25 protein-coding genes are annotated in these 25,636 nt (G+C 37.2%); 9 read left to right on the plus strand and 16 right to left on the minus strand.

Annotated features, from left to right (window positions below; genetic code table 11):
- Positions 1 to 220: 220 nt before the first annotated feature.
- Positions 221 to 2,251 carry a methionine--tRNA ligase gene (gene metG / locus HME7025_RS08430; protein ID WP_109323207.1) on the minus strand — a complete coding sequence of 677 codons (2,031 nt, stop codon included), beginning with the start codon at positions 2,249 to 2,251 and terminating at the stop codon, positions 221 to 223.
- Between the two features lie 141 nt (positions 2,252 to 2,392).
- Here metG and rpsU point away from each other — a divergent pair, with 141 nt between their 5' ends.
- Positions 2,393 to 2,587: a 30S ribosomal protein S21 gene (gene rpsU, locus HME7025_RS08435; protein WP_109323208.1), complete on the plus strand. Its 195-nt coding sequence runs from the start codon at positions 2,393 to 2,395 to the stop codon at positions 2,585 to 2,587.
- A 36-nt stretch (positions 2,588 to 2,623) separates the two neighbouring features.
- Positions 2,624 to 3,502 (plus strand): tyrosine-type recombinase/integrase, encoded by an 879-nt coding sequence (locus HME7025_RS08440; RefSeq protein ID WP_109323209.1) that lies wholly within the window; start codon positions 2,624 to 2,626, stop codon positions 3,500 to 3,502.
- Here HME7025_RS08440 and HME7025_RS08445 read toward each other — a convergent pair.
- The 6 genes from HME7025_RS08445 to HME7025_RS08470 all read right to left on the minus strand — a co-directional run bounded on the left by HME7025_RS08445 (position 3,499) and on the right by HME7025_RS08470 (position 9,649).
- On the minus strand, positions 3,499 to 4,434 hold the full coding sequence (locus HME7025_RS08445) for a homoserine kinase (RefSeq protein ID WP_109323210.1): 936 nt from the start codon (positions 4,432 to 4,434) through the stop codon (positions 3,499 to 3,501). The two genes, HME7025_RS08440 and HME7025_RS08445, sit on opposite strands and share 4 nt — an antisense overlap.
- 1 nt (position 4,435) lies before the next feature.
- Positions 4,436 to 6,898 (minus strand): bifunctional aspartate kinase/homoserine dehydrogenase I, encoded by a 2,463-nt coding sequence (gene thrA, locus HME7025_RS08450; RefSeq protein WP_109323211.1) that lies wholly within the window; start codon positions 6,896 to 6,898, stop codon positions 4,436 to 4,438.
- Between the two features lie 65 nt (positions 6,899 to 6,963).
- Positions 6,964 to 7,476, minus strand: a complete 513-nt coding sequence (locus HME7025_RS08455; RefSeq protein WP_109323212.1) for a DUF421 domain-containing protein — start codon at positions 7,474 to 7,476, stop codon at positions 6,964 to 6,966.
- A gap of 1 nt (position 7,477) precedes the next feature.
- Positions 7,478 to 7,879 carry an ExbD/TolR family protein gene (locus HME7025_RS08460; protein WP_109323213.1) on the minus strand — a complete coding sequence of 134 codons (402 nt, stop codon included), beginning with the start codon at positions 7,877 to 7,879 and terminating at the stop codon, positions 7,478 to 7,480.
- A gap of 5 nt (positions 7,880 to 7,884) precedes the next feature.
- Complete coding sequence (locus HME7025_RS08465) at positions 7,885 to 8,631, minus strand: MotA/TolQ/ExbB proton channel family protein (protein ID WP_109323214.1); 747 nt, start codon at positions 8,629 to 8,631, stop codon at positions 7,885 to 7,887.
- Positions 8,632 to 8,701: 70 nt separating this feature from the next.
- Positions 8,702 to 9,649 carry a Ppx/GppA phosphatase family protein gene (locus tag HME7025_RS08470; RefSeq protein ID WP_109323215.1) on the minus strand — a complete coding sequence of 316 codons (948 nt, stop codon included), beginning with the start codon at positions 9,647 to 9,649 and terminating at the stop codon, positions 8,702 to 8,704.
- A gap of 107 nt (positions 9,650 to 9,756) precedes the next feature.
- Here HME7025_RS08470 and HME7025_RS08475 point away from each other — a divergent pair, with 107 nt between their 5' ends.
- Positions 9,757 to 11,160: a tetratricopeptide repeat protein gene (locus HME7025_RS08475; protein WP_109323216.1), complete on the plus strand. Its 1,404-nt coding sequence runs from the start codon at positions 9,757 to 9,759 to the stop codon at positions 11,158 to 11,160.
- A 98-nt stretch (positions 11,161 to 11,258) separates the two neighbouring features.
- Entirely contained in the window at positions 11,259 to 14,114 is a 2,856-nt protein-coding gene (locus tag HME7025_RS08480; RefSeq protein ID WP_109323217.1) for a M16 family metallopeptidase, read from the plus strand.
- A gap of 105 nt (positions 14,115 to 14,219) precedes the next feature.
- Here HME7025_RS08480 and HME7025_RS08485 read toward each other — a convergent pair whose 3' ends face one another.
- The 6 genes from HME7025_RS08485 to sufC are packed head-to-tail and all read right to left on the minus strand — an operon-like array spanning position 14,220 to position 18,692.
- Positions 14,220 to 14,633: a BrxA/BrxB family bacilliredoxin gene (locus tag HME7025_RS08485; protein ID WP_109323218.1), complete on the minus strand. Its 414-nt coding sequence runs from the start codon at positions 14,631 to 14,633 to the stop codon at positions 14,220 to 14,222.
- Between the two features lie 34 nt (positions 14,634 to 14,667).
- On the minus strand, positions 14,668 to 15,006 hold the full coding sequence (locus HME7025_RS08490) for an iron-sulfur cluster assembly protein (RefSeq protein ID WP_109323219.1): 339 nt from the start codon (positions 15,004 to 15,006) through the stop codon (positions 14,668 to 14,670).
- Positions 15,007 to 15,009: 3 nt separating this feature from the next.
- Complete coding sequence (locus tag HME7025_RS08495; RefSeq protein WP_109325074.1) at positions 15,010 to 15,429, minus strand: SufE family protein; 420 nt, start codon at positions 15,427 to 15,429, stop codon at positions 15,010 to 15,012.
- 7 nt (positions 15,430 to 15,436) lie between these two features.
- Positions 15,437 to 16,657, minus strand: coding sequence for an aminotransferase class V-fold PLP-dependent enzyme (locus tag HME7025_RS08500; protein ID WP_109323220.1), 1,221 nt, complete (start codon positions 16,655 to 16,657; stop codon positions 15,437 to 15,439).
- 4 nt (positions 16,658 to 16,661) lie between these two features.
- Positions 16,662 to 17,936 (minus strand): Fe-S cluster assembly protein SufD, encoded by a 1,275-nt coding sequence (gene sufD, locus HME7025_RS08505; RefSeq protein WP_109323221.1) that lies wholly within the window; start codon positions 17,934 to 17,936, stop codon positions 16,662 to 16,664.
- A gap of 6 nt (positions 17,937 to 17,942) precedes the next feature.
- Positions 17,943 to 18,692, minus strand: a complete 750-nt coding sequence (sufC, locus tag HME7025_RS08510) for a Fe-S cluster assembly ATPase SufC (protein WP_109323222.1) — start codon at positions 18,690 to 18,692, stop codon at positions 17,943 to 17,945.
- Positions 18,693 to 18,837: 145 nt separating this feature from the next.
- Between sufC and HME7025_RS08515 the strand changes: the two genes are divergently transcribed.
- On the plus strand, positions 18,838 to 19,164 hold the full coding sequence (locus HME7025_RS08515; protein ID WP_109323223.1) for a HesB/IscA family protein: 327 nt from the start codon (positions 18,838 to 18,840) through the stop codon (positions 19,162 to 19,164).
- Positions 19,165 to 19,171: 7 nt separating this feature from the next.
- Here the strand turns inward: HME7025_RS08515 and HME7025_RS08520 are convergent, their stop codons facing one another.
- Complete coding sequence (locus HME7025_RS08520; protein WP_109323224.1) at positions 19,172 to 19,783, minus strand: Maf family protein; 612 nt, start codon at positions 19,781 to 19,783, stop codon at positions 19,172 to 19,174.
- Positions 19,784 to 19,896: 113 nt separating this feature from the next.
- Here HME7025_RS08520 and HME7025_RS08525 point away from each other — a divergent pair, with 113 nt between their 5' ends.
- From HME7025_RS08525 to HME7025_RS08535, 3 genes are all read left to right on the plus strand, one after another.
- Positions 19,897 to 20,346 carry a MarR family winged helix-turn-helix transcriptional regulator gene (locus HME7025_RS08525; RefSeq protein ID WP_109323225.1) on the plus strand — a complete coding sequence of 150 codons (450 nt, stop codon included), beginning with the start codon at positions 19,897 to 19,899 and terminating at the stop codon, positions 20,344 to 20,346.
- 76 nt (positions 20,347 to 20,422) lie between these two features.
- Positions 20,423 to 20,998, plus strand: a complete 576-nt coding sequence (locus HME7025_RS08530) for a YceI family protein (RefSeq protein ID WP_109323226.1) — start codon at positions 20,423 to 20,425, stop codon at positions 20,996 to 20,998.
- Between the two features lie 67 nt (positions 20,999 to 21,065).
- On the plus strand, positions 21,066 to 21,698 hold the full coding sequence (locus tag HME7025_RS08535; protein ID WP_109323227.1) for a nitroreductase family protein: 633 nt from the start codon (positions 21,066 to 21,068) through the stop codon (positions 21,696 to 21,698).
- 31 nt (positions 21,699 to 21,729) lie between these two features.
- Here HME7025_RS08535 and HME7025_RS08540 read toward each other — a convergent pair whose 3' ends face one another.
- Both HME7025_RS08540 and HME7025_RS08545 read right to left on the minus strand, forming a co-directional pair.
- Positions 21,730 to 23,175, minus strand: coding sequence for a CCA tRNA nucleotidyltransferase (locus HME7025_RS08540; RefSeq protein WP_109323228.1), 1,446 nt, complete (start codon positions 23,173 to 23,175; stop codon positions 21,730 to 21,732).
- Positions 23,172 to 23,738, minus strand: coding sequence for an L-threonylcarbamoyladenylate synthase (locus tag HME7025_RS08545; RefSeq protein WP_109323229.1), 567 nt, complete (start codon positions 23,736 to 23,738; stop codon positions 23,172 to 23,174). Before HME7025_RS08545 ends, HME7025_RS08540 begins: the two co-directional genes overlap by 4 nt.
- 107 nt (positions 23,739 to 23,845) lie before the next feature.
- Here HME7025_RS08545 and argS point away from each other — a divergent pair, with 107 nt between their 5' ends.
- Complete coding sequence (gene argS / locus HME7025_RS08550; protein ID WP_109323230.1) at positions 23,846 to 25,633, plus strand: arginine--tRNA ligase; 1,788 nt, start codon at positions 23,846 to 23,848, stop codon at positions 25,631 to 25,633.
- Positions 25,634 to 25,636 lie beyond the last annotated feature (3 nt).

Below are 25,636 nucleotides of genomic sequence, written 5' to 3' on the forward strand. Positions count from 1 at the left end.
TAGTTAAATAGGTTTAGAGGTAATAAAAAAAGGTGTTGTTGATAACGACACCTTTTTTATTTAATCTAAATGATACAATAATTTTTTTTGCATTAATCTTATATTATTCTAAGAAATCATATATATTTGTATAAATTTTCATAGTTAAATAGGTTTAGAGGTTAAATAAATAAGGCCAGAAGCATCTTCTGACCTTATTTTTATGCCCAAAATGCCCTAATTAACTCACTGTGGCACCATTCCAAATTCCAGATTCAGGTTCAATAAAGGACAATTTTCCATCTTGACCCTCGGCCATCAGAATCATTCCTTCGCTTTCCAAGCCCATCATTTTACGAGGAGCCAAATTGGCTAAGAATGTCACCTTACGTCCAATCACTTCTTCCACTTGAAAATGCTCCGCAATTCCACTCAAAATAGTACGTTGACGTAAACCATCATCAACAGTCAACTTCAACAACTTCTTACTTTTCTCCATCTTTTCAGCCGCAATTATCTGACCAATTCGGATATCCATCTTGGCAAAACTCTCAAAATCAACAGTTTCTTTGATGGGATTAGGTTGCTTAGATTGCAATAACATCTGTTGCTTCGTTTGCTGTAACTTATCTACTTGCTTTTGAATGACATCATCCTCCAATTTTTCAAACAATAAACCCGGATTTTTCAATACCGTCCCTACCGGTATACTTTCAAAATCTCCTAACAAAGCCCAATCCGCCTTTTCAATTCCTAATGCATTTCTCAATTTTTGCGTTGTAAATGGCAAAAATGGCTCCAAAGCAATACTAACATGAGAAACTAATTGAATGGCAAAATTCAATACGTGACCCGCCTTTTCAGGACTTTCCTTCATCAACTTCCAAGGTTCGGATTCAGCCAAATATTTGTTTCCTAATCGAGCTACTTCCATAGCATACACCAATGCATCTCTAAATTTATACCCCTCTAAAGCAGCTGCTAATTTTTCTGGTATTTCACTTACCGCTTTCTTTAACTCAATTTCAAGGATAGTATCTTCTAATTTTGCAGGTACTTTTGATTCAAAATTCTTATCCAAAAGCACAAATGCACGATTGACAAAATTGCCTAATATGGCTACCAACTCAGAATTATTCTTCGTCTGAAAATCGGCCCAAGTAAAATCAGCATCCTTCGTTTCAGGGCTTGAAGCCGTTAAGGCATAACGTAAAACATCCTGTTTACCTGGAAATTCTTGCAAATATTCATGTAACCAAACCGCCCAATTTCTAGAAGTCGAAATTTTATCCCCCTCTAAATTCATAAATTCATTCGCAGGAACTTGATCAGCTAATTGATATTCTCCATGAGCCATGCACATAGCAGGAAAAATCAAGCAGTGAAACACAATATTATCCTTACCTATAAAATGAACGATTCTGCTTTCTTTATCTTTCCAGTATTTCTCCCAATCGGGGCGTAATTGACTGGTCATAGAAATATAACCAATGGGAGCATCAAACCACACATACAACACCTTTCCATCGTTGCCTTCAATCGGCACAGGAACCCCCCAAGATAAATCACGGGTCATCGCACGGGGCTTTAAGCCATCATTTAACCAAGATTTAACCTGACCAGCTACATTGGGCTTCCAATCAGCATGAGAAGCCACATATTTCTCTAGTTCTGGTTGCCATTGATCTAAAGGCAAAAACCAGTTTTTTGTAGGGCGCAAAGACGGTGCAGAACCACTTAAAGTGGATTTAGGATTAATCAATTCATTGGGAGACAAAGTTGTACCGCATTTCTCACATTGATCTCCATAAGCCCCTGGCTGATGACAACTAGGACACTCTCCTACGATATAACGATCAGCTAAAAACTGACCAGCTTCTTCATCGTAAAATTGCTCTGTTACTTCTTCAATAAACTTACCTTCTTGGTATAATTTCAAAAAGAATTCCTGAGATAGTTTGTGATGAACAGGATCAGACGTCCTTCCATATATATCAAATGAAATCCCAAATTCCTGAAATGATTGCTTAATCTCTTTGTAATAATAATCCACTACTTCTTGTGGAGTTTTTCCCTCTTTTTGAGCCTTGATGGTGATAGGCACACCATGTTCATCTGTTCCAGAAACAAAAATAACGTCTCTATTTTGAAGTCTTAAAAAACGAACATAGATATCGGCAGGTAAATAACATCCAGCCAAATGACCGATATGAATAGGCCCATTGGCATAAATTAAAGCTGCAGTAACAGTGGTTCGTTTAAACTCTGACATATCTCTTGTTAAAATGAAATACAAATTTAGCTAAAAAACAGCATTTGGAACTCGAATAAATCTCTTAAAATCTTGAATTAAGGTTTGCATGTAAAAAAACAAAGAGTTATATTTGCGGACATTTTAAAAATCATTACGTACATGTTAATAATTTCAATCAAAGAAAACGAGTCAATAGACAAAGCATTAAAGCGATTCAAAAAGAAATTCGAGAAGACGGGTGTAGTTAAAGAATTGCGTAGAAGATCTGCTTTCGAAAAACCATCTATCGCTCGCCGTACTGAATTGATTCGTGCGTCTTACAAGCAAAAAACTTACGGGAATATCAATAACTAATTCCCCAAATTTCTAATAATTGACTACTTTCGAGTGATGAATTCGGACGTAGTCAATTTTTTTTTAGAGCACTTATCCGTGGAGCGACGCTGCAGTCCGCACACGATTACCTCATATGCGACTGATTTAAACCAGTTTAGTCTCTTTCTAAAAGAGCAGCATGACTCCCTCCCATTAACCCAAGTGTCTTCCAGTCAAATCCGACTTTGGATGGTACATTTGTCAGAAAATTCCATTGAAAATCGTAGTATTAATCGAAAATTAGCTAGTCTACGTACTTTTTATAAATTTTTACTACAAAAAGACCGTATCCAGGAAAATCCCCTTTTACCCATTCGAACCGTTAAAACTAGGAAAAAACTTCCTCAGTTTCTTCGAGAAAGTGAAATGGCCGAAATCCCAAGAATGGCTGAAACAAATCAAGACTTCGCTACCATCAGAGATCATTTGATTTTATACTTATTGTATGGAACAGGCATGCGTTTGGCAGAACTTATTTCACTTCAAAAAAGTCATATTAATCAGGCACAAGGAACATTGCGTGTATTGGGAAAAAGAAATAAAGAAAGAATTATACCCATCCCTTCATTTCTACTGCAACTCATTCAGCAATATTTGACATTATGCCCATTTGATAGTCCGCATTTAATCATAGACAATAAAGGAAAGCCTGTTTACCCCATGATGGTCCAAAGGCTCGTTAAAAAACAGTTGGGCGAGATTAGTACCTTAGAGAAACTTTCTCCTCATGTGCTACGACATACCTATGCCACGCATTTATTGAACAATGGAGCTGATTTAAATGCGATTAAGGAGCTTCTTGGGCATGCCAACTTAGCAGCCACTCAAGTGTACACCCATAATTCCATGGAAAAAATCAAGGAAATTTACGCACAAGCTCACCCAAAAGCCTAATTAGGCAATATCATAGGGCCTTGTTGATTTATTGGCGAAACGAAAATATCCGACCCAATTCCGACTAGTGCAAACTGATCGCGCATAGCTTCTGCCACTTGTTTAGCCGTTTCCTCTCCTTTGGATAAAGCAAACAAGGAAGGGCCAGAACCCGAAATAGAGCAACCTAAAGCTCCTGCCTGCAATGCAGCTGCTTTTACTTCCGCAAATTGAGGAATTAAAATGGCTCGGGAAGGCTCAATAATCACATCCACCAAGGAACGACCAATCAAGGAATAATCAGGTAGCATTAATCCTGCGACTAAACCTGCCACATTTCCCATTTGAGTAATCGTTGTTGATAATGAAATCTCTTTATCTAAAATACCACGTGCATCCTTGGTATTTACTTCAATGTGCGGATGCACAATACTAGCATACAAATCAAGGGGAGTAGCAATTTGAATAATATCCAAGGGATCATAACTTCGAATGATGATGAATCCCCCCAATAAACTTGGTCCTACATTATCAGCATGAGCAGAACCGCAAGCTACCCGTTCTCCCTCCATGGCAAAAGGAAGAAGTTCCTTTTGAGTCAAAGGCTTACCCATCAATTCATTGGCGGCAAAAACACCTGCTACAGCAGAAGCAGCCGATGATCCTAATCCTGAACCTAAAGGCATATCTTTATGCAAGGACAAATTAAACCCTTGGTCTTCTCTTCCTATATGCGCTAGGTATTTTTGAATGGCAATGCCAGCCGTATTTTTGGCTACCTCCTTGGGTAATCGACCATCATCTCCCGTAATTTCAATGATGCTAATTCCTGGTTCAGTTCTTTTTTCTAATACAATTTCATCCCCTGGTCGGTTGACCGCAAAACCAAATATATCAAATCCACAAGCTACATTAGCTACTGTTGCAGGGGCATAAACACGTATCTTTTCCATATTATGCTAAATAGCTACCCATTGAAACAATATCAGCAAAAACACCTGAAGCAGTAACTTCTGCACCAGCACCTGGTCCCTTTATCACCAATGGGCGATCATGGTATCGTTTGGTGGTAAATGCAATCACATTATCAGCTCCATCCATTTGATAGAAAGGATGTTGTGCATCTATTTCACGCAAACCAATCGTGATTTTTTGATTTTCTAATGCTGCGATATAGCGTAAAACATGCCCTCTTTCTGAGGCCGATGCTACCATTTTTTCGAAATAATCATTGGCTTTCTCCAATTCCAAAAAGAAATCATCGACCGTAGCGGCTTGCTCACAAGCCGGTGGAATGATTTTTTCAATCGTGATATCGGAGAACTCCAGTTTTAAACCAATTTCACGACTTAAAATCAAGATTTTACGAGCTACGTCCATACCGCTTAAATCTTCTCGAGGATCTGGTTCGGTATAACCTTTGGCTTTCGCTTCTCTCAATACCTCAGCAAATGAACGCCCAGGTTTAAATTGATTAAAGATAAAAGATAAGGTTCCTGATAAAATTCCTTCAATTTTTTCAAAGCGATCTCCGGAAGCAATTAATCCTTGTAATGTATTAATAACGGGCAAACCTGCACCTACATTGGTTTCGTATAAGAACTTAACTCCTTTTTCTAAGGCCGTTTGATGCAGTTCAGCATATAATGGATAAGGTCCTGAATTAGCGACTTTATTGGGAGTTACTACAGAAATATTCGACTTAAATAAACCTAAGTAATGGGAGTAAATTTGTTTATCTGCTGTACAATCTGCGAAGATTGAATTGGGTAAATTGAGCGCTTTTATTTTTTCTATAAATGCAGGTAAATCCTGAGATTTTCCATGTTGTGCCAGTTGGCCTAAAGCCGTTTTTACATCAATTCCTTTTTCTTGAATGAGTTGTTGTCTAGAATTAGCAATACCTACCAATTTGACTTTCAGTCCACGATATTTGGCCAAATAACGCTCTTGTCCAGCCAATTGATCTAGTAAAGTCTTTCCAATTAATCCAGTACCCACTAAAAACAAATGCAATGTTTTTAACTTAGAAAAGAAGAAGGTTTCGTGGATAACATTCAGTGCTTTAGATAAATCCTTCTGCTCAATAACTACCGAAATATTTAATTCAGAAGAACCTTGAGCAGTGGCAACAATGTTAATTCCGTTTTTACCTAATACAGAAAATAATTTACCACTAACACCTGTGTGCTTGCGCATCCCCTCTCCAACAACGGCTATTACAGACAAATTAGATTGAATATCGATTCCTTCAATATCACCTATAGCCATTTCCTGAGCAAACTCTACCTCTAAAATTTCACTTACCCGAATAGCATTTTGTGGCTCTATGGCAAAACAAATAGAGTGCTCGGATGAAGCTTGAGAAATTAAGATAACAGATATTTTTTCTCGAGCTAAAACGGTAAATAATTTAGCTGAAACCCCAGCAACACCAATCATTCCTGATCCTTGCAAATTGACTAATGCCAGAGAATCAATGGAGCTAATTCCTGTGATAATGTATGGGTTAGGCTTTTGTTCTTTGCTTACAACTGTTCCTTTAAAGTTCAGGTTAAACGTATTCAACACCCGAATGGGTATATTCTTCGCAAAAGCAGGCTGTAGGGAAGGTGGATATATCACTTTGGCTCCAAAGTGTGTCAATTCCATGGCTTCCGCATAACTAATGGAAGGAATGGTAAAGGCATTGCTCACTTTACGAGGATCCGCAGTCATCATGCCATCAACGTCGGTCCAAATTTCAATTTCTTTAACGTCCAAGGCCGCCCCTATCACCGAAGCAGTATAATCTGAGCCACCACGACCAAGTGTAGTTGTTTCTCCTTGAGCATTTGAACCAATAAAGCCAGTAATTAAACAAATTTCCTGTGCATGCTGCTCAAAAAATGTATGAATCAAGGCATTGGTTTGAACAAAGTCGACCTCAGATTTACCAAAAGTATCGTTGGTTTTAATAAACTGACGGGCATCAACAAAAAGAGCAGGCAAACCTTTCTCTTTTAAGATAGCAGTGATTAATGAGGTCGATAATCTTTCACCAAAACTGACCAACAAATCGGAGGTTTTAGGAGAAATTTCTTTAACTAAGGCAATACCTTTTAACACGTCCCTTAATTCATTCACTAAGGTTCGAATATGGGCTATAACTTGAGATTGTCCTTTTAAAGGAATGAAGTGCTTGATGACTTCAAAATGCCTTGTTTCGATGGTTTCAATCAATGGCAAATAAGGTTCTTTCCCTTGTGATGCCCATTTACCTGCCTCCAACAACGAGTTGGTAACTCCGCTCATTGCGGAAAATACCACGGCAAACTGTTTTGATGATTTCCAATTGGATTCAATGACGGATAAGACGGATTGGATACTCTCGACGCTTCCACAACTGGTCCCTCCGAATTTTAAAATTTTTTCCATTAATTAAGAAGAGAAAAATGATACTTGCCTCTACAAACAGACAAGAATTCGACAAATATACGAGATTAGGCTGTATTATTCCCTATAATTCGGTGGCCACCTCGTCTCCTTTTGGATATTTTTCGATAGTTTTCTGAAAGAACAGATATATTTCCATCGACTTCAAAAACAGCTAAATTCACTTCCTCTATTTTTTCCACCCCATGTTCTCGAATGGCAGCTTCTAATTCCTCCATCGTTAGACTTGCCTCTTTTAGTCCTGCAGTTTTTAATACACCTTGATAGATTAATAAAATAGGCTCTCCATCAATGGCTTTTGACCAAGATTTATTAGAAGTAATGATTTTTTTAAATAGGAAATTCATTAAAAAAAGCGCCATGGCTGCCACCAGTCCACCTAGTAAGCTAGCGTCCTCTCCTACCATAGCCGTTTGTACGGAATTCGAGATAAGTAGAATAAACACCACGTCAACAACAGATAATTGAGCAAATTCGCGCTTCCCAAAAAGACGAATAGCCGCCACGATGAACACGTAGACGGCTATTGATTTAAGGGCGATAAGAACATAGCCCTCCATATTATTTTTTCTTTTCTGCTGCCATGACCATGGATAGGTTCAATTTAGCAGCTAAATCATATACATTCGTCAATTCCTGAACCGTTTGGTTACGATCCATACGTACAATTAGCGTGGCTGCTTTTTTAGCAGATACAGCCTGAGTCAATTCGGCTTCTAAATTGGCAAAATCCACAGGATTATCGTCAATAAAATAATTACGATTTTCATCAACCGTCAAGCGAACCACTTCATTGGCTGGTGTAGGTGCAGGTTTAGCTGTTTCAGGAAGCAAAAGCTTAATTGCATCAGGCGAAGCCAAGGTAGAAATCATCAAAAAGAACATGAGCAAAAAGAATAAAATATCAGCTAATGCGCCTGTTTCAACTTCTGAGGCTTCTCTATTTCGTTTTCTAAAATTCATACCTCTTAAACTTTATTAGCTGGTTTATGAAGGATATCTAAGAAATCAATAGCCGTAATTTCCATTTTATTGATTGTACGATCAATCATAGTCATCAAAAGCGTATATAACACATAGGCTATAATACCTACAATTAAACCTGATGCAGAAGTCACCATTTTTTCATAAATACCTCCAGCAATGGTTGAAATGTCAATCTTATTGGAAATAGAAATATTATGAAACGTACGAATCATACCAGTAACAGTACCTAAGAATCCGAACATAGGAGCAATACGTGCAATGGCACTCAAGATTCCTAAATTCTTCTCCATGTTATAAATCTCAACTTTAGCTTTGTTTTCGATAGCTGTTTCAATATCGCGAATAGGAGAACCTAAACGACTTAAGCCTTTCTCCAATAATTTGGCGATCGGATATTGGGATGTTTTACAATAGGTAATAGCTCCTTGAACATTCCCATTAACTAACATATCATTAATGGTATGTAAAAAATTCTCATCCAATTTGGCTGTTTTACGTATGTACAAATAGCGCTCAATGAACAAGAATACTGCTCCAGCAAATAAGAATCCGATAGGATACATAACATATCCCCCTTTTCCTAATAGATCTAGTACAGAAAACTCTTCCACTACTTTGGTAGCTTGTTGAACTGGCTGAGCATTAACAATGGAATCGGAAACTGCAGCAGACACTGAATCGAGGGTCGAACCTGCTTGAAGTAGAATGGAAGCTAGCGATAAAGCCATAAAAGATAAGTCTTAAATAAGGTTTACAATTGTTTACAAGTTTACGATTTTTTTTTCAAAATCTCTAGTCCTATTTATCGGCTTGAGATTGCAAATAAAACCAATATCCTTCTTTTAGGCTAAACGTTGAAATCCACATTTTAGGTATATGGTATCGTTGTAAAACTTGAGATATTAAGGCATTGGCATAAGGTAAGATACTGGCCCGAAACTTTTTCATCCCTGGTAAATTGACTCTTTCCGAATAAGGTATGCTCTCAATCAATGCCTTGTTAATCTGAAATTGTGAGATTGACAAAGGATGAGAACTCCCCGCCAAATTATTTTCTGTCAAACTCGAAGCCATTTCTAAGTCCCAAAGGGTTTCAAATGCACCAGCAGCTCCAATTAATACTTCGGGTTTTTCATGCAAACATAATTGATCCAAAGGTTCTAAAGCCTGCTGAATAAAAGACTCCAAAGTTTCCTCTATTTGTTGGTCATACTCACCATGAACATGAAATAAGGATTGTAACTGCAATCCTCCGATTTCCAAACTTATTTTTCCAAGGACCTGATTGGAACGAAATAAAATAAACTCGACACTTCCTCCACCTATATCCATCACTAAACTTGTTGAATTCCAAGGTTTAGGTAATGATGATTCAATTCCTTGATAAATTAATTCTGCTTCTCTAATTCCAGAAATTATTTCCACTCGAATGCCCAATTGGTTTTGGACTTTTTCTACCAATTCAGGTGTATTCTTTGCCCTTCTCAATATACTAGTTCCTAATGCAACAATTTGATTATCTGAGCATTGGTAAGAATTGGCAATCTGCTTAAATTCCTTTAAGGTTTCAAATGCCCTTTCCATGGCATCATCCTGCAAAATGTCAGATTTCATAGCACCTTTACCCAAAGAAACTGCCCTTTGTTCATGAGCTAAAACAAGCATTTCGTTCTCAGAATTCGCTTTTTGCGCGATCAATAATTGAAAGGTGTTTGTACCTAAGTCGATAATCGCACGAGGCGTCATATTTATTTCTATTTTGGAACAAAATTAATCCCAATTGAGGTTAAAGTCCTGAATTATTTTCTTTATTTTAGAGGAAACGTTCGCTTCCTCCATCTCAACAAAAATTTATGCTGGATCCAAACTATGATGAAAACAAAGAAGATTTACAATCTTCTGTTCAGCGTTTCGAAAAAATGATTTATCAGCATGAGAATTCGTTTTTTGATGTTGAGACTTTGGAACAAATTGCTGAGCACTACTTTATTCACGCCAAATTCGATGAAGCCTTAAAAGCCTGTGATTTAGGATTGACTCATTTTCCCTATACACTTGAATTAATTTCGTTAAAAGCTCAAATTTTGGGCGACATGCAGAAGCCAGAAGAAGGCATGGAATTAATTGAGAATGCTATTTTGTTATTTCCAACAGATTTAGAAATCATGTTGGTAAAAGGCTCTTTGCTGAGTCAAATGCAACAGCATGAAGCGGCAGTAGAAGTATTTCTTGCAGCTCTAGAAATAGCCGAAGAAAAAGATGAGGTCTATTTTCGCTTAGGTTTAACCTATCATGCTTGGTCTAAGCCAAGAGAAGCGGTGGATATGTTCAAAAAGGCTTTAGAAATTAATCCAGAGAATGAAAATGCATTAGTGGAATTAGCCAATTCCTTGGATGATATAGGCAAAATTGAGGAAAGTATTCCTTTCTATAAGCAATTCATAGAAGAAGATCCTTTTTCCTATACTGCTTGGTATAATCTAGGTATTGCCTATTCTAAACTCAAACAATACGAAAAAGCGATAGATTCGTACGAGTATTCATTGGCCATTGAGCCGACCTTTGGGTCATCCTTGTTCAATTTGGGTAATACGCACATGAACCTTCAAGATTATGTGCAAGCCGAAGAAAATTACCGTCAATGTTTAAAATACGATGAGCCTAATCCTGAATTGTATTGTTGTTTAGGAGCTAGCTTAGAACGACAAAAGAAATTCAATGAAGCAATTGAATTTTATAAAGAAGCCATTAAAATTGATCCATTGTGGGATGAGGGATATTATGGCTTGGCAGTTTGCTTGACTGAATTAGACAAATGGTTTGAAGCTCTTCACTTCCTAAAAAAATCACTCAAACTGAATGAGACTAATCCGCTCTATTGGACTGGATTAGCGGACGTTGAAGCCTATTTAGGTAATACACTTTCGGCAGATGAAGCATATCAAAAATCCATTGAATTAGATTCATTTTTTGCTCCAACTTGGATTAAATGGGCACAATTGCATTTTGAATTAGAAGATTATGAAAAATCGGCTGATATAATGCTCTCAGCCATAGATGAGTTGCCAGAAGAAGCTGAATTATACTATCGTTCTGCTGTTTATTTGATAAAAGCCGGTCAGTTTAAAGATGCCTTTCATTTCTTAGAATCTGGCCTACTTTTAGACTACGACAAGCATGAGGTCATATTTGAATTTTTCCCCAATTTAGAAACTCAAAAGGCTATTTTTAAACTAATTCAACAGTATAAGAAATAACCTTACATGTAGTTTTGAAACCATTTGTACTTAATTGCTAGAATTTTCCTCTATATTTTGGCATTTTCCATACTTATTTTTTTCCAACCCTAATTTTTATGAAAAGAACAATTCTCATTGCACTATTGTATATTATTGGAATCAGTAGTATACAAGCTCAACAAAAATCAAAAACAGTTGGTACTGCTCCTAAAACAAGTAATGCCACAGCAAAAACAAGTACATTAAGTATTCCGGAAAAAGTAACTTCTGCTGAAGGAATTACGGAATATCGATTAGGAAATGGATTGAAAGTATTATTGTTTCCTGATCCATCTAAACAAACCATCACGGTAAATATCACGTATTTAGTTGGCTCCCGTCATGAAGGTTATGGTGAAACAGGTATGTCTCACTTATTAGAGCATATGGTGTTTAAAGGAACAAAGGAGAAACACAAAGATGTTGCGAAAGAAATTACCGACCATGGTGCTCAGTTTAATGGCACAACTTGGTTAGATCGCACGAATTACTTTGAAACATTTGCTGCCACAGATGAAAATTTGGATTGGGCTTTGGATATGGAGGCTGATAGAATGATCAATTCTAGAATTGCCAAAAGTGAGTTAGAAACTGAAATGACTGTTGTGCGTAATGAATTTGAAATGGGTGAAAATGATCCTGGTTCTGTGTTAAATGACCGAATCGTTTCTACGGCTTTCTTGTGGCACAATTATGGAAACTCAACAATCGGAGCTCGTTCCGACATTGAAAAAGTTCCAATTGAGAACTTGCAAGCCTATTATAAGAAATATTATCAACCAGATAATGCAGTATTGTTAGTAGCAGGAAAGTTTGATCCAGTAAAGACATTAAATCTAATCAATCAAAAATTCGGAGTAATCCCTAAACCAGAGCGTGTTTTAACTAAGACCTTTACGGCAGAACCTACTCAAGACGGTGAGCGCCAAGTTATTCTTCGTCGTGTTGGTGATGTTCAAGCGGTAGGTGCAGCTTATCATATTCCATCTGGTTTACATCCAGACTACATTGCATGCGATGTGTTTGTTGATTTATTGACTGATGCCCCTTCAGGAAGGCTTTACAAAGCGTTGATTGACACTAAAAAAGCGGCTTCTCAATTTGGCTTTAGTTTCCAGCTAAAAGAGCCTGGATTGGTTTATTTTGGTGCAGAGGTGCCTAAAGACAAATCAGCAGATTCTGTACGCACCATTATGTTGGAGACAATTGAGCAATTTGCTAAAACTCCTCCTACTCAAGCTGACGTAGATCGTATTAAGTTAAAAAACATCAAGAACATTGAATTATTATTAAACAATGCTCAACGTGTTGGTGTTGGTTTATCTGAATACATCGCACAAGGAGATTGGCGTTTATTATTTCATACAAGAAATTTAGTAGAAAAGGTTACAGCTGAAGATGTTCAGCGAGTGGCTCAAAAATATTTCAAAGCATCCAATCGTACATCAGGTATTTTCTATCCAACAGAAAAACCAGAGCGTGCTGAAATCCCAGAAGCAAATGAAGCAGAAGTGGTTTTAAAAGACTTCAAAGGAAGGGCAGCCGTTGCAGAAGGTGAAGCATTTGATCCATCTCCAAGTAATATTGATTCTAGAACAAAAAAAGAAACAATTGGATCGGTCAAAGTGGCATTATTATCCAAGAAAACGAGAGGTAGTTCGGTTTATGCTCGAATGACTTTGAGATTTGGTGATGAAAAATCCTTATTAGGAACTGCGACAGTAGCTGATTTAGCAGCAGATATGTTGACGAAAGGGACCTCGAAACATACTCGTCAGCAATTCCAAGATGAACTTGATAAATTAAAAGCTCGTGTTACTATCACAGGTGGAGCTACTCAAGCTAATGTATCTATAGAAACTACCCGTGAAAACTTAGTACCTGCGCTCAAATTAGTAGCTGAAGCGTTAAAGACTCCTGTTTTTCCTGCGGATGAATTTGAAAAGTTAAAGCAAGAAAACTTAACTCAAATTGATGCTCAAAAAAGTGATCCACAAGCGAAAGCTATTGAGGCTTTGAACCAAGTGAGGACAGCACATTATCCTAAAAATGATGTTAGATATAACCCTACTTTAGCTGAGCAAACTGCCTTGTATAGTGCCGCTAAATTAGAGGATGCTATTTCATTCTATAAGAATTTTTATGGAGCAAGTTCTGCTACATTCTCTGCAGTTGGAGATTTTGATGAAAATGAGGTAAAAGACTTAATTAAAACTGAGTTTTCAACTTGGAAATCACTTAAGCCATATACGAGAATACCTGAAATTGTTACAGATGCCAAACCTATCATTAAATCCATTGAAACTCCGGATAAGGCTAACGCATTTTTTGTAGCATATCAACCATTAAAAATTTCTGATACAGACCCAGATTTCGCAGCTTTAGAAATCAGTAACTACATTTTAGGTGGTAGTCCTGGCCTTGCAAACCGCTTAATGCAAAGAATTCGCCAAAAAGAAGGTTTATCTTATGGTGTTGCTTCGCAATTTAGTGCTCATCCAATTGATAAAGCAGGTAGTTTCTTAACCTATGCAATCTATGCACCTGAGAACTTAGCCAAATTAGAAGCTGCTTTCAAAGAAGAAATTGAAAAAATCTTAAAAGATGGTTATACCGAAAAAGAAATTGAAGAAGCGAAAAAATCTTGGTTACAAGGTAGACAAGTGGCTCGCTCTCAAGACAATTCTTTAAGCAATACGTTGAATAATAATTTATTCTTGAATCGTAGTTTAAAATTCTCAGAGGAATTAGATAAAAAAGTAAATGCTTTAACTTCTGAGCAAATTTTACAAGCGACTCGCAAAACGTTGGACTTACTAAAAATGTCATTAATTAAGGCTGGTGATTATGAAGGTGCTGCTAAGAAAAAAGCAGCCAAGGCTGAAACTGCTCCAAGTAATACAGGTGCAGTAGGCGGTGCTCCTAAGCCCTAAGCTAAAAGCCCTAGCAATGCTAGGGCACAAAAAACAAAAGCCCAAGCAGTGCTTGGGCTCTTATAAAATAAAAAGCCGAAGCATTAAGCTTCGGCTTTTTTTATACTAACAAAATTCCTCAAAAACGCCTTCTAAATGCGCTGAAATCAATTCTGCTGAACGACCTTCAATGTGGTGGCGCTCTACAAAGTGAACCAACTCCCCATCTTTAAATAAAGCAATGGATGGAGATGACGGAGGATAGGGTAAGGTATATTCTCTCGCCTTTTGAGTAGCTTCTTGATCTACTCCTGCGAAAACAGTTACCAAGGTATCAGGCTTTTTTGTTGAAGCAGCTACTGCTTCTTTCACACCTGGACGAGCCGTGCGAGCCGAGCAACCACAAACTGAATTGATAAACAATAAAGTGGTGCCTGGTTTAGCTAAAACTTCTTCCACTTCAGAGGCTTGTTTCAATTCTTGAAATCCGCCCTCTACGATATCCATCCTCATAGGATGTACTAAATGTTCTGGATACATATTAAATCTATTTAAATTTGAATGTGATAATCATTTACATAAAGCCAAGTTCTAATTTGGCCACTTCTGACATCATATCCTGAGAATATGGCGGATCAAAAGTTAATTCAACCGAAACTTCAGCTACTCCTTCAATCTCACGAATTGCCTTTTCTATATCAACCGGAATACTTTCGGCAGAAGGACAAGATGGGGAAGTTAAAGTCATCAGTACATACACGTTATTAACTGGGAAAATCTTGATTTCATAAATCAGACCTAATTCATACACATCCACAGGAATCTCTGGATCATATACTGTTTTAATGGCCTGTACAACCTTTTCCTTTAAATCTGCTTCAGTTAGCACTGAACTCGGTGTCGTATTTTCCATATCTTAAGCTTGTGAAGAATAAGCAAGTGCATAATTTTTCATTTGTTTTACCATGGACAACAATCCATTGGATCTGGTTTGAGCTAAATGTTGACTCATTCCAATTTGATCAATGAAGTATAAATCAGCTTTCATGATATCAGCTGGGCTGTGCCCAGATAAAACGCGAATCAACATACTGATTAGTCCTTTTACAATGACTGCTTCCGAATCAGCTTGAAAAATCAGTTTCCCCTCTTGCATAAAAGCATGAAGCCAAACGCGACTTTGACAACCTTTAATGACGTTTTCTTCAGTCTTAAATTCATCTGACAATCCGGGTAATTTCTTACCTAGGTCAATCAAATATTCATACTTATCAGCCCAATCGTCAAAAAGACCAAATTCTTCAATCAATTCTTCCTGGGTGTCGTTTATACTCAAAGCCATATTATAATAACATTGTAACAACTCGTTTCAAACAAGCAACCAATCGATCAATTTCCTCTTTAGTATTGTAGAACGAGAATGAAGCCCGACAAGTTCCAGGTATATCAAATCGCTGCATCAAAGGCTGTGCACAATGGTGACCTGTTCGAATTGCAATACCAAATTTATCTAATAAAACACCTATATCTTGAGGATGAGTTCCTTCAATTAAGAAACTTACTACAGCTATTTTATTGGGTGCTGTACCGATGATCTTCAAACCATCAATTTGACTTAATTGTTCTGTCGCATAGCTTAACAAAGCATTTTCTTGTTCTTCAACCCAACCTTTTTCCAAAGAGTTCAGGTAATCAAAAGACGCAGAAAAGGCTATTACATCCGCAATATTAGGCGTTCCTGCTTCAAATTTATAAGGTAATTCGTTGTAGGTTGTACCAGAAAAGCTCACCTCTTTGATCATCTCTCCTCCTCCTTGATAAGGAGGCATTGATTCCAGTAATTCGCGTTTACCATAAAGCACCCCTACCCCAGTAGGTCCGAATAATTTATGGGCAGAAAAGGCAAAAAAGTCCATATCAAAACGCTGAACATCCATTTCCATGTGTGCCACCGATTGCGCACCATCAATCAAAATCTTAGCTCCATGTGCATGAGCTAAAGCAATCATCTCTTGAATGGGATTGATCGTTCCAATGGCATTGGAAACATGATTGACCGCTACAAGTTTGACGGTATTTTCTTGTAATAATTTCTGATAAGCATCCAAATCCAATACTCCTGAGTCGAGCACTGGAATAACCATTACCTCTGCTCCTTTTTCCAAAGCAATCATTTGCCAAGGAACAATGTTGGAGTGATGCTCCAAATTAGAAACAAGAATTTTATCTCCAGCTTCAAAATTAGCTCTACCATAGGTTTGAGCTACTAAATTGATACTTGCTGTAGTTCCTGAGGTAAATATGATTTGATCACTAGATTCAGCATGTAAAAAGGATTGAATCTTTTTACGTGTCAGTTCAAAAGCTGCCGTTGCTCTTTCCGCCAAAGCATGAATTCCCCGATGAATATTGGCATTATCCTCAGAATAATACTTATTCAGCGCATCTAAAACAACTTGGGGCTTTTGTGTCGTGGCGGCATTATCAAAATAAATCAATGGTGAACCATTGACTTGTTGGTCTAACACAGGGAAATCTAAACGAATTTGTTCAATGCTGGCCATGGTACTAATTTGACAAATCGACGGACTGTTGAATTTTAGCTATTATTTTCTCCGTTAGAGATTCTCTCAAAACAGGGTGCTCCACTTTATTAATTACCTCTTGAACAAATGCCAATAGCAATAAAGTTCTAGCTGCTGGTAAAGAAATACCTCTGGAGCGCATATAAAACAAGGACTCTTCGTTCAATTGACCAGTAGTAGTACCGTGCGAACACTTTACATCATCTGCCCAAATTTCCAATTGAGGCTTCGTATTCATAGTAGCTCTGGTAGAAGCTAATACATTTCGACAAGATTGAAATGCATTGGTTTTTTGTGCGTCTTGACGAACAAAAATCTTGCCATTAAACACACCAGTGGCATTTCCCATCAATACTCCTTTATACAATTCATTGGATTCCGAATGAGGCATTCTATGATCCACGACCGTGTGAGAATCCATCAATTGATTTTCTCCTGGAACATATAAGCCATTCAAGTTGGAAACTACCTGTGGACCATCAATGTAGAAATGTAAATTATTTCGAATCAAAGAAGCGTTTAAGGAGAACGTAAATGTATCTACCTGACTTCCTTCTGCTTGATAAATAAAGGTATGGTCTATGTGGCTTACCCCTTGTTGAAAATCTTGATCCTTCAAATAAGTAAATTGAGCCCCTTTGGAAACAAATATCTCTTGAACAAAGTTGGATAAAATATCTGCCGAACCAGTAGATGTTTGTTGCTCAATTAAACTAGCTTTTGCTCCTTCTTCGACATAGATTAGCAGTCTTGATTGTACAGAAGATGCTTTTTCAGTCGAATTTACTTGATATTGATGTAGAATAGCTTGCGTAATTTCAACATCCTTCTTAATCCAAATAACCGTATGCTGTGGACAAAGTGCCACATTCAAATCGTATAATGAATTCTGATCTAAAATAGGGTTTTTACTGGCCCAAATCATCTGGAATTCAGGGCACTTTTGAACAAATTCATCAAAGCTTAAAACCTCTATCCCATCATTTGAACTAGCCTTATCTATGCTTAGGTAAGCATCAGATGAACGTATAATCAATTCTGCCCAATCGGCTGAAACAGGTAAATTGGTATTTCCTTTAGGAAACCAATTCCGATCAATTCCATTAAAATCTTTCAATGAAGTATATTTCCACTCTTCCCATTTTGACGTAGGAAAACCTTTGGCCAGAAACTGACTCAAAGCTTTACCTTGGTCAGATTCCAAACCTAATGTCTGGGCAATATCTTGTAATGTTGTACTTAATTCAGCTGATAACATATCTTATTAATCTACTTCAGATTTAATCCAATCATAACCTCTTTCTTCTAATTCCAAAGCCAATTCTTTGGTTCCAGATTTCACTATACGTCCTTTATAAAGTACATGTACATAATCTGGAACGATGTAATCTAGTAAACGTTGGTAGTGAGTAACGACAATGGTCGCATTATTCGGACTTTTCAATTTATTAACCCCTTCCGCTACAATACGCAATGCATCAATATCTAATCCTGAATCTGTTTCATCCAAAATAGCCAATTTAGGATCTAAAACAGCCATTTGGAAGATTTCATTACGCTTCTTCTCCCCTCCTGAAAAACCTTCGTTTAAAGCTCTACTCAAAAGAGATTGATCGATATTAACATAAGCCATCTTTTCTTTGAACATCTTCAAAAATTGAACCGCATCCATCGGATCTTCTCCTCGGTATTTACGAATTTCATTCACTGCAGACTTCAAGAAGTTGGTAGTTGATACACCTGGAATTTCTACTGGGTACTGAAATGCTAAGAAAATACCTTCTGCAGCTCTTGCTTCAGGAGCTAAGTCTAACAAGTCTTTACCTAAAAATTGTACTGTACCTTCAGTAACTTCATAATCTTCTCGACCCGCTAAAACGGATGCTAAGGTGGATTTACCTGAACCATTGGGTCCCATGATGGCATGTACTTCACCTGCTTTTACTTCTAAATCAATTCCTCTTAAAATCTCTTTTTCTCCAATAGAAGCATGTAAATTTTTAATTGACAGCATAATGTTTGTATTTGATTCTTGCTTTGAAACACAAAATTATAACCTATACCTTGGAAAAACCATAGCTTATTTAGATTCACTCTAAACAATAGCGATTATTCTCCATTTTTTTTCTAATTTTGCATCAAATACAAAATTCATCACCATGATAACTATATCTGATTTAGCGGCAGACCGTATTAAAGAGTTAAGATCTAAAGAAGGTTTAACTGAAGAGTACAACATCCGAGTGGCAGTTGAAGGTGGCGGATGTTCTGGATTAATGTATCAATTGGATTTTGCGGCTGAACCGCAAAGTTCCGACATGATTTTCGAAGACAAAGGAGTTAAAGTGATGGTAGATAAAAAATCCATCCTTTACTTAGCTGGTACTGAATTAGATTTTTCGGATGGCTTAAATGGTAAAGGCTTCCAATTTAAAAACCCGAATGCTTCACGTACCTGTGGTTGCGGGGAGAGTTTTTCTATCTAAATTTTCTTTAAAAAGATAATATTGATTGTCGACCTTCTAGAATATAGGGTTGCATCATGTGGTATACTCGATGAATAGGTAAACCCATCACGGTATAAAAAGAACCTTCTAATCGACTGATTCCCACCATACCAATGAAATCTTGTACACCATAGGCGCCAGCTTTATCCAAAGATGAGCCGCCTTTCACGTACCAATCAATCTCCCAATCCAACAAGTTTCTAAATGAAACTACGGCTCGATCCACTTGAGTATCTGCTACATTGGGTCCAATGAGCGAAATTCCTGTAAAAACTTCATGATCTTTGCCTGAAAGTTGCAACAACATCTCTCGGGCCTCCTGCTTATCTGCTGGCTTATTCAAAATTTGCCCATCCACCACAACAATGGTATCTGCAGCAAGTATCAATTGATTCGGACATGATTCCGCTAAAACCTTAGCTTTCTTTTCAGCCAAAATACCTGGCACATCTTCTATCTGCCAAGCAGCATCAATCGACTCGTCAATATCAGCTGGCAAAATGGTAAAATCGAAACCTGCCTGCGTTAAAATTTCTTTTCTACGAGGAGAATTTGACGCTAAAATCAGAGGATATTGGAGAGATAGTGAGCTTGACATGAATCAAAAATACATGATTTTGATTCATGTAGGCCTATTTTCAAAAAAAATATTTAAAAACATTTGTATTTAATGTAATTACATTTAATTTTGCAACATCAATTTATACTGATATGGGAATTGCAAACGAATTACAACAAACCAACTTTGTCTCAGAAGAGGCTAAAGCCATTGTTAATGTGATTTTCACAGGTAACTGGATTGCCTACCAACAACAAGAATTGTTGAAGCCTTTTGACTTATCGATGCAGCAGTACAATGTACTTCGGATTTTAAGAGGTCAAAATGGAAAACCCATGACAGTTCTAGCCATCATTGAGCGCATGTTGGATCGAACATCCAATGCTTCTCGTTTGGTCGATAAGTTGGTAGAAAAAAAATGGGTCCTAAGAAGAGAGTGTCCGAATGACCGTAGAGCGGTGGATGTCCTTATTCTTCCTGAAGGACTAGCCTTACTTCAACAACTGGATGAAATTCAAAATCAGTGGGTTAAACGTTTTGAGCACATGACTCAAGAAGATTTAATCAAACTAAATGAACTTTTGGACCTTTTTAGAAATTAAATACGCATTACAATTCATCAACAATTTTATATTTCTCTATTAAATTCAATTAAAACCCTTTTAAAATTAATCAACAATGAAAAAAGTAAGCTTTATTCTTTCCGCCTTAGCCTTCGTGGCATTTACTCAAACATCTATTGCTGCTCCTAGTACAAGTCCAGTTTCTACTAAAGCTAGTAGCATTGTTTGGAATGCAAAAAAAGTAACAGGTGAGCACACTGGTACTATTGGTATTTCAGCAGGTAAATTAGTAGTTAATAAAAATCAGATCACTGGTGGTAATTTCACTATTGATATGAAATCTATTGTTTGTAAGGATATTACTGATCCTGAGTACAACAAGAAATTTGTAGGTCATATTTCTTCTGGTGACTTTTTTGAGATTGAAAAATTCCCAACTGCCCAATTTGTTATCACCAAAGTAGCTGGTAACCAAGTAAGTGGCAATTTGACTATCAAAGGTATCACAAAAGCGATTTCGTTTCCTGCTCAAATTGCAGTAAACAATGGCAAAGTGAGTGCGAAAGCTAACATCACGATTGACCGTACAGACTATGACATCAAGTTTGGTTCTAAGAAATTTTTCGAATCAATTGGCGATAAAGCCATCTTTGATGATTTCTCTTTAGCGGTGACTTTAGTTTCTGAATAAAACAATTTACAAGCTTAGCCTGTTAAAAGGGCTAAGCTTTGTTACACACGATTATACCCTAAAAATTATGTCTTTAGTAGATGCTTTGCAATGGCGCTATGCTGCCAAAAGAATGAATGGAAAAAAAGTGGACGCATCTAAAATTGATTCACTTTTATCTGCTATTCAATTATCTGCATCAGGATTTGGTTTACAGCCATATCAAATTCTTGTGATTGAAAATCAAGAATTAAAAGCGAAAATTCGACCTGCCGCATACAATCAACCGCAAATTGTAGAATCTTCACATTTGTTGGTTTTTGCCGCTTGGAATGAAGTTACAGCTGAAAAAATTAATGCTTTCATTCAATTAGTTTCCGAAACAAGAAATGTCAACGTCGCTGACTTAAAAGCTTATAAAGATGCCATTGCAGGCTCTTTGCTTAGTAGACCTGTGGAAGATCAAGTTAAATGGATGGATAAACAAGTTTACCTTGCTTTAGGTACAGCATTAGCTGCTGCTGCCAAACTAGAAATTGATAGCACCCCAATGGAGGGATTTAAACCTTCCGAAGTGGATGAGATTTTAAATCTCAAAGAAAAAGGATTGCATGCTGTTTTAATGATGGCAATAGGTGAGCGTGATGAGGCTTCCGACTTTATGGTCAATGCCAAAAAAGTACGCTGGCCAAAAGAAGAATTATTTACATATATTGTTTAAAAAAGAAAAAGGTCTCCGTAGAGACCTTTTTTTATGCCAAATCTGTCAAACTTAATTGGGGATTCAATCCAAGTTTCTTCCCTTCTTCCAACATAAATTCCCAGGCAGAAGCTAAATCATTTTTGACTTGACCTTCTAAAATTGCTTCTCGAATAGCCACTTTGATTAAACCAATTTCTTTTCCTGGTCCAATGTCAAAGACTTGCATGATTATCTCTCCTGAAATGACAGGTTGAAAATTCCTCAAGGAATCCTTCTCTTCGACCTCCTTCAATTTCTCTTCTACTTTATCAAAATTCTTTAAATAACGCTTTACTTTATCCCCATTTTTGGAAGTGATATCAGCTCTACAAAGTGTCATTAATGCTTCTAAATCCTCACCTGCCTCAAATAACAATCGACGTAACGCCGCATCGGTAATTTCTTCTTTTGACAATGCGATTGGCCTCAAATGCAATCGAACGAGCTTTTGAACTAATTTCATCTTCTCATTCAAAGGCAATTTTAATCGCTTGAAAATAGCGGGTACTTGCCTCGCTCCCATTTCTTCATGTCCATGAAATGTCCAACCTTTTTTAGGATCAAAACGTTTGGTGGCAGGTTTGGCAATATCATGTAAAATGGCAGCCCAACGCCACCACAAATCGTCTGTGTGTTGAGAAATATTATCTAAAACCTGAAGGGTATGGTAAAAATTATCTTTATGTCCTTTTCCTTCTTCTGTATCCACCCCTTTTAGCTTAACAAATTCAGGAAAAATGATGGGTAAAATCCCACAAGCGTCTAAAAGTAAAAAACCATAGGAAGGTTTTCTGCAAAGAATAATTTTGTTTAATTCTTCCGAAATACGCTCCATGGAAATAATTTCCAAGCGAACATTCTCTACTTGAAGTGCCTCAAATGTAGTAGGATGTATATCAAAACCTAACTGAGCAGCAAAACGAATGGCGCGCATCATGCGCAATGGATCATCAGAAAAGGTAATTCCTGGCTCAAGAGGTGTTCGTAAAATTCGAGCTTCTAAGTCTTTCAATCCATCAAAAGGATCTAGAAGTTTACCCCAATGCATTGAATTTAACTGAACTGCCATGGCATTGATGGTAAAATCTCTTCGATTTTGATCATCTTCCAAACTGCCTTCCTCCACGATGGGTTTTCTGGAATCACGTTGGTAGGATTCTTTTCTCGCCCCAACAAATTCTAAGTCCCAATCGTCCACTTTCAACATGGCTGTACCGAAGTTCTTAAAAACGGAAACTTGGTGTTCAGGCAAATTAAATTCACGGGCTACTTCTTCCGCCAATGCGATTCCAGAGCCTATGCAAACAACATCAATGTCTTTCTTACTATCTCTACCTAAAATGGCATCACGTACATATCCTCCAATGACATAGGTATCTAATCCTAAACGGTCAGCAGCAGCTCCAATCTTAACAAAAATTGGATTCTCAATAATTTCCTTTCCCGTTTTTATCATGGACGAATCATAGTATAATCACCATTCAAGCCTAATTTGACAATTTTAGATGCCTTGGCTTTCCCTTTGGGAGGATTTGGGTTTTGTAAAATATAGTCGACTCCTCCTTTTATTATAGGTGAAATAGTCTCAAAGTTTTCTGGTGAAGGCTCTCCTGAAATGTTGGCTGAAGTGGAAACAATCGCTCTTTGGTATCGATAAACAAGACCTTTACAAAACTCATCTTTAACTAAACGAATGGCAATGGTTCCTTCTGGACCTAACACATGCTTACTGACGTTTTTACCTTTGGGATATATAACAGTTAAGGGATCTTCGGCAAAATCTACTAAATCCCAAGCTATATCTGGCACTTGCTCTACGTACTCATTTAACTGCTCAATCTTGGATATAAGCAAAATTAGACCCTTGTTTTCTGGTCTTTGTTTGATGTCAAACAATTTCTCAATGGACGCATCCATCCGGGCATCACAACCTAAACCCCAGATGGTATCACTAGGATATAAGAGTACTCCTCCTGATTTTAATGATTTTACCGCGTCGTCGTAAATGGACTGTATCATATCACAAAGGTAAAGATTAATTCCTCTTTTATTAAGTCGAGAATCAATGTTTAGCTTGAATTGGCTACCTTTGCAAACATTTTAATCACAATTTCTTCGTCTTTGGTATGTCGAGTATACAAGTACAACTCATTGCAAGTATTCAAGCTGGTTTAAGTTCCTTATTTCAAATAGAGGAAAGTGACCTCAGCCTTCAAGAAACTAAAAAGGAATTTGAAGGAGCCTATACTTTTGTTGTATTTCCTTATACCAAAAGGGCTGGCAAGGCTCCGGCACAAATTGCTCAAGCCTTGGGTGATTTCTTAATTGAAAACAACCCTCAATTAGTAAAAGCCTACCAAGTCGTTCAAGGATTTTTGAATATTTCCTTACACGATTCAGTTTGGTATGGATTATTGCAAGAATTAGCCTTAGATAAATCGGCGTTTCAATTGGCCCCTAAAAATGAGAAAATTGTCATTGAATATTCCTCCCCCAATACCAATAAGCCACTTCATTTAGGTCATTTAAGAAACAATTTTCTGGGCTATTCAGTCGCTCAAATACTAAAAGCTGGTGGTTATGAGGTGATTAAAACTAATTTAGTCAATGACCGGGGCATACATATTTGCAAGTCGATGTTGGCTTATCAATTATATGGCAACGGCGAAACACCTGATTCCAGTGGATTGAAAGGCGACCACTTGGTAGGTAAATATTATGTGGCCTTTGATAAGGCTTATAAATCTGAAATTGAACAATTAGTTGCTACTGGTATTGATCCAGAAAAAGCGAAAGCACAAGCTCCCATCATGTTACAAGCTCAGGCTATGTTATTGGCTTGGGAACAAGGAGAACCGTCTGTGATCCAGTTATGGGAAACCATGAACGCCTGGGTATTGGATGGCTTTGCGGCTAGTTATAAGCAAATGGGCGTTGATTTTGATAAAATTTATCGCGAATCCAATACGTATTTATTAGGTAAAAAATTAGTTGATGAAGGATTAGCTCAAGGAGTGTTTTATCAAAAGCCTGATGGTTCTGTTTGGATTAATCTGGAGGAAGAAGGATTGGATGAGAAATTGGTATTGAGAAAGGATGGAACTTCGGTGTACATCACCCAGGATATGGGAACTGCCCAATTAAAATATGAAGACTTTGGAGCACAACAATCTATATATGTGGTTGGTAATGAGCAAGATTACCATTTTGAGGTCTTGTTTCATATTTTAAAGAAATTGAATAAACCTTTCTCATTAGGAAATTATCACCTATCCTATGGTATGGTGGATTTACCGAGTGGTAAAATGAAATCAAGAGAAGGAACGGTAGTGGATGCAGATGATTTGATGCAGGAAATGGTAAATACTGCCAAAGAAAGAACCCTGGAATTAGGGAAAATAGAAGGTTTCACAGAAGAAGAGTCTAATCAATTGTTTCAACAATTGGGAATGGGCGCATTAAAATACTTTTTGTTAAAAGTGGACCCTAAAAAACGCATGTTATTTAATCCGGAGGAATCCATTGATTTTCAAGGAAATACAGGCCCTTTCATTCAATATACACATACAAGAATATGCTCTATCCGTAGAAAAGCCATAGAAAAAGGCTTTCCTCTAAGTGGCGAAACTCAATCGAACATATCCTTTGCTGAATCTGAAAGAGAATTAATTTATTTGTTGGGAACCTACAAAACGAAACTAGCAGAAGCATGTGAAAACTTCTCTCCTTCAATTATTGCACAATATTCCTTTGATTTAGCAAAACAATTCAATAAATTTTACAATGAATTGACCATCTTAAATGAAGAAAGCGAGGAGATTAGAACAATTCGACTTACCTTGGCAGACTTAACGGGCAAAACAATTCAGCACGCAACTTCGTTATTGGGGATAGTTTCTCCTGAACGAATGTAACAT

Source organism: Aquirufa nivalisilvae (assembly GCF_003143535.1).
In the GTDB taxonomy this organism is placed as follows: Bacteria; Bacteroidota; Bacteroidia; order Cytophagales; family Spirosomataceae; genus Aquirufa; species Aquirufa nivalisilvae.

What these genes read in the sequence shown, in the direction of transcription:
- metG (WP_109323207.1), bottom strand. Translation starts at nt 2,251, where the DNA reads ATGTCAGAGTTTAAACGAACCACTGTTACTGCAGCTTTAATTTATGCC.
- rpsU (WP_109323208.1), top strand. Translation starts at nt 2,393, where the DNA reads ATGTTAATAATTTCAATCAAAGAAAACGAGTCAATAGACAAAGCATTA.
- HME7025_RS08440 (WP_109323209.1), top strand. Translation starts at nt 2,624, where the DNA reads ATGAATTCGGACGTAGTCAATTTTTTTTTAGAGCACTTATCCGTGGAG.
- HME7025_RS08445 (WP_109323210.1), bottom strand. Translation starts at nt 4,434, where the DNA reads ATGGAAAAGATACGTGTTTATGCCCCTGCAACAGTAGCTAATGTAGCT.
- thrA (WP_109323211.1), bottom strand. Translation starts at nt 6,898, where the DNA reads ATGGAAAAAATTTTAAAATTCGGAGGGACCAGTTGTGGAAGCGTCGAG.
- HME7025_RS08455 (WP_109323212.1), bottom strand. Translation starts at nt 7,476, where the DNA reads ATGGAGGGCTATGTTCTTATCGCCCTTAAATCAATAGCCGTCTACGTG.
- HME7025_RS08460 (WP_109323213.1), bottom strand. Translation starts at nt 7,879, where the DNA reads ATGAATTTTAGAAAACGAAATAGAGAAGCCTCAGAAGTTGAAACAGGC.
- HME7025_RS08465 (WP_109323214.1), bottom strand. Translation starts at nt 8,631, where the DNA reads ATGGCTTTATCGCTAGCTTCCATTCTACTTCAAGCAGGTTCGACCCTC.
- HME7025_RS08470 (WP_109323215.1), bottom strand. Translation starts at nt 9,649, where the DNA reads ATGACGCCTCGTGCGATTATCGACTTAGGTACAAACACCTTTCAATTA.
- HME7025_RS08475 (WP_109323216.1), top strand. Translation starts at nt 9,757, where the DNA reads ATGCTGGATCCAAACTATGATGAAAACAAAGAAGATTTACAATCTTCT.
- HME7025_RS08480 (WP_109323217.1), top strand. Translation starts at nt 11,259, where the DNA reads ATGAAAAGAACAATTCTCATTGCACTATTGTATATTATTGGAATCAGT.
- HME7025_RS08485 (WP_109323218.1), bottom strand. Translation starts at nt 14,633, where the DNA reads ATGTATCCAGAACATTTAGTACATCCTATGAGGATGGATATCGTAGAG.
- HME7025_RS08490 (WP_109323219.1), bottom strand. Translation starts at nt 15,006, where the DNA reads ATGGAAAATACGACACCGAGTTCAGTGCTAACTGAAGCAGATTTAAAG.
- HME7025_RS08500 (WP_109323220.1), bottom strand. Translation starts at nt 16,657, where the DNA reads ATGGCCAGCATTGAACAAATTCGTTTAGATTTCCCTGTGTTAGACCAA.
- sufD (WP_109323221.1), bottom strand. Translation starts at nt 17,936, where the DNA reads ATGTTATCAGCTGAATTAAGTACAACATTACAAGATATTGCCCAGACA.
- sufC (WP_109323222.1), bottom strand. Translation starts at nt 18,692, where the DNA reads ATGCTGTCAATTAAAAATTTACATGCTTCTATTGGAGAAAAAGAGATT.
- HME7025_RS08515 (WP_109323223.1), top strand. Translation starts at nt 18,838, where the DNA reads ATGATAACTATATCTGATTTAGCGGCAGACCGTATTAAAGAGTTAAGA.
- HME7025_RS08520 (WP_109323224.1), bottom strand. Translation starts at nt 19,783, where the DNA reads ATGTCAAGCTCACTATCTCTCCAATATCCTCTGATTTTAGCGTCAAAT.
- HME7025_RS08525 (WP_109323225.1), top strand. Translation starts at nt 19,897, where the DNA reads ATGGGAATTGCAAACGAATTACAACAAACCAACTTTGTCTCAGAAGAG.
- HME7025_RS08530 (WP_109323226.1), top strand. Translation starts at nt 20,423, where the DNA reads ATGAAAAAAGTAAGCTTTATTCTTTCCGCCTTAGCCTTCGTGGCATTT.
- HME7025_RS08535 (WP_109323227.1), top strand. Translation starts at nt 21,066, where the DNA reads ATGTCTTTAGTAGATGCTTTGCAATGGCGCTATGCTGCCAAAAGAATG.
- HME7025_RS08540 (WP_109323228.1), bottom strand. Translation starts at nt 23,175, where the DNA reads ATGATAAAAACGGGAAAGGAAATTATTGAGAATCCAATTTTTGTTAAG.
- HME7025_RS08545 (WP_109323229.1), bottom strand. Translation starts at nt 23,738, where the DNA reads ATGATACAGTCCATTTACGACGACGCGGTAAAATCATTAAAATCAGGA.
- argS (WP_109323230.1), top strand. Translation starts at nt 23,846, where the DNA reads ATGTCGAGTATACAAGTACAACTCATTGCAAGTATTCAAGCTGGTTTA.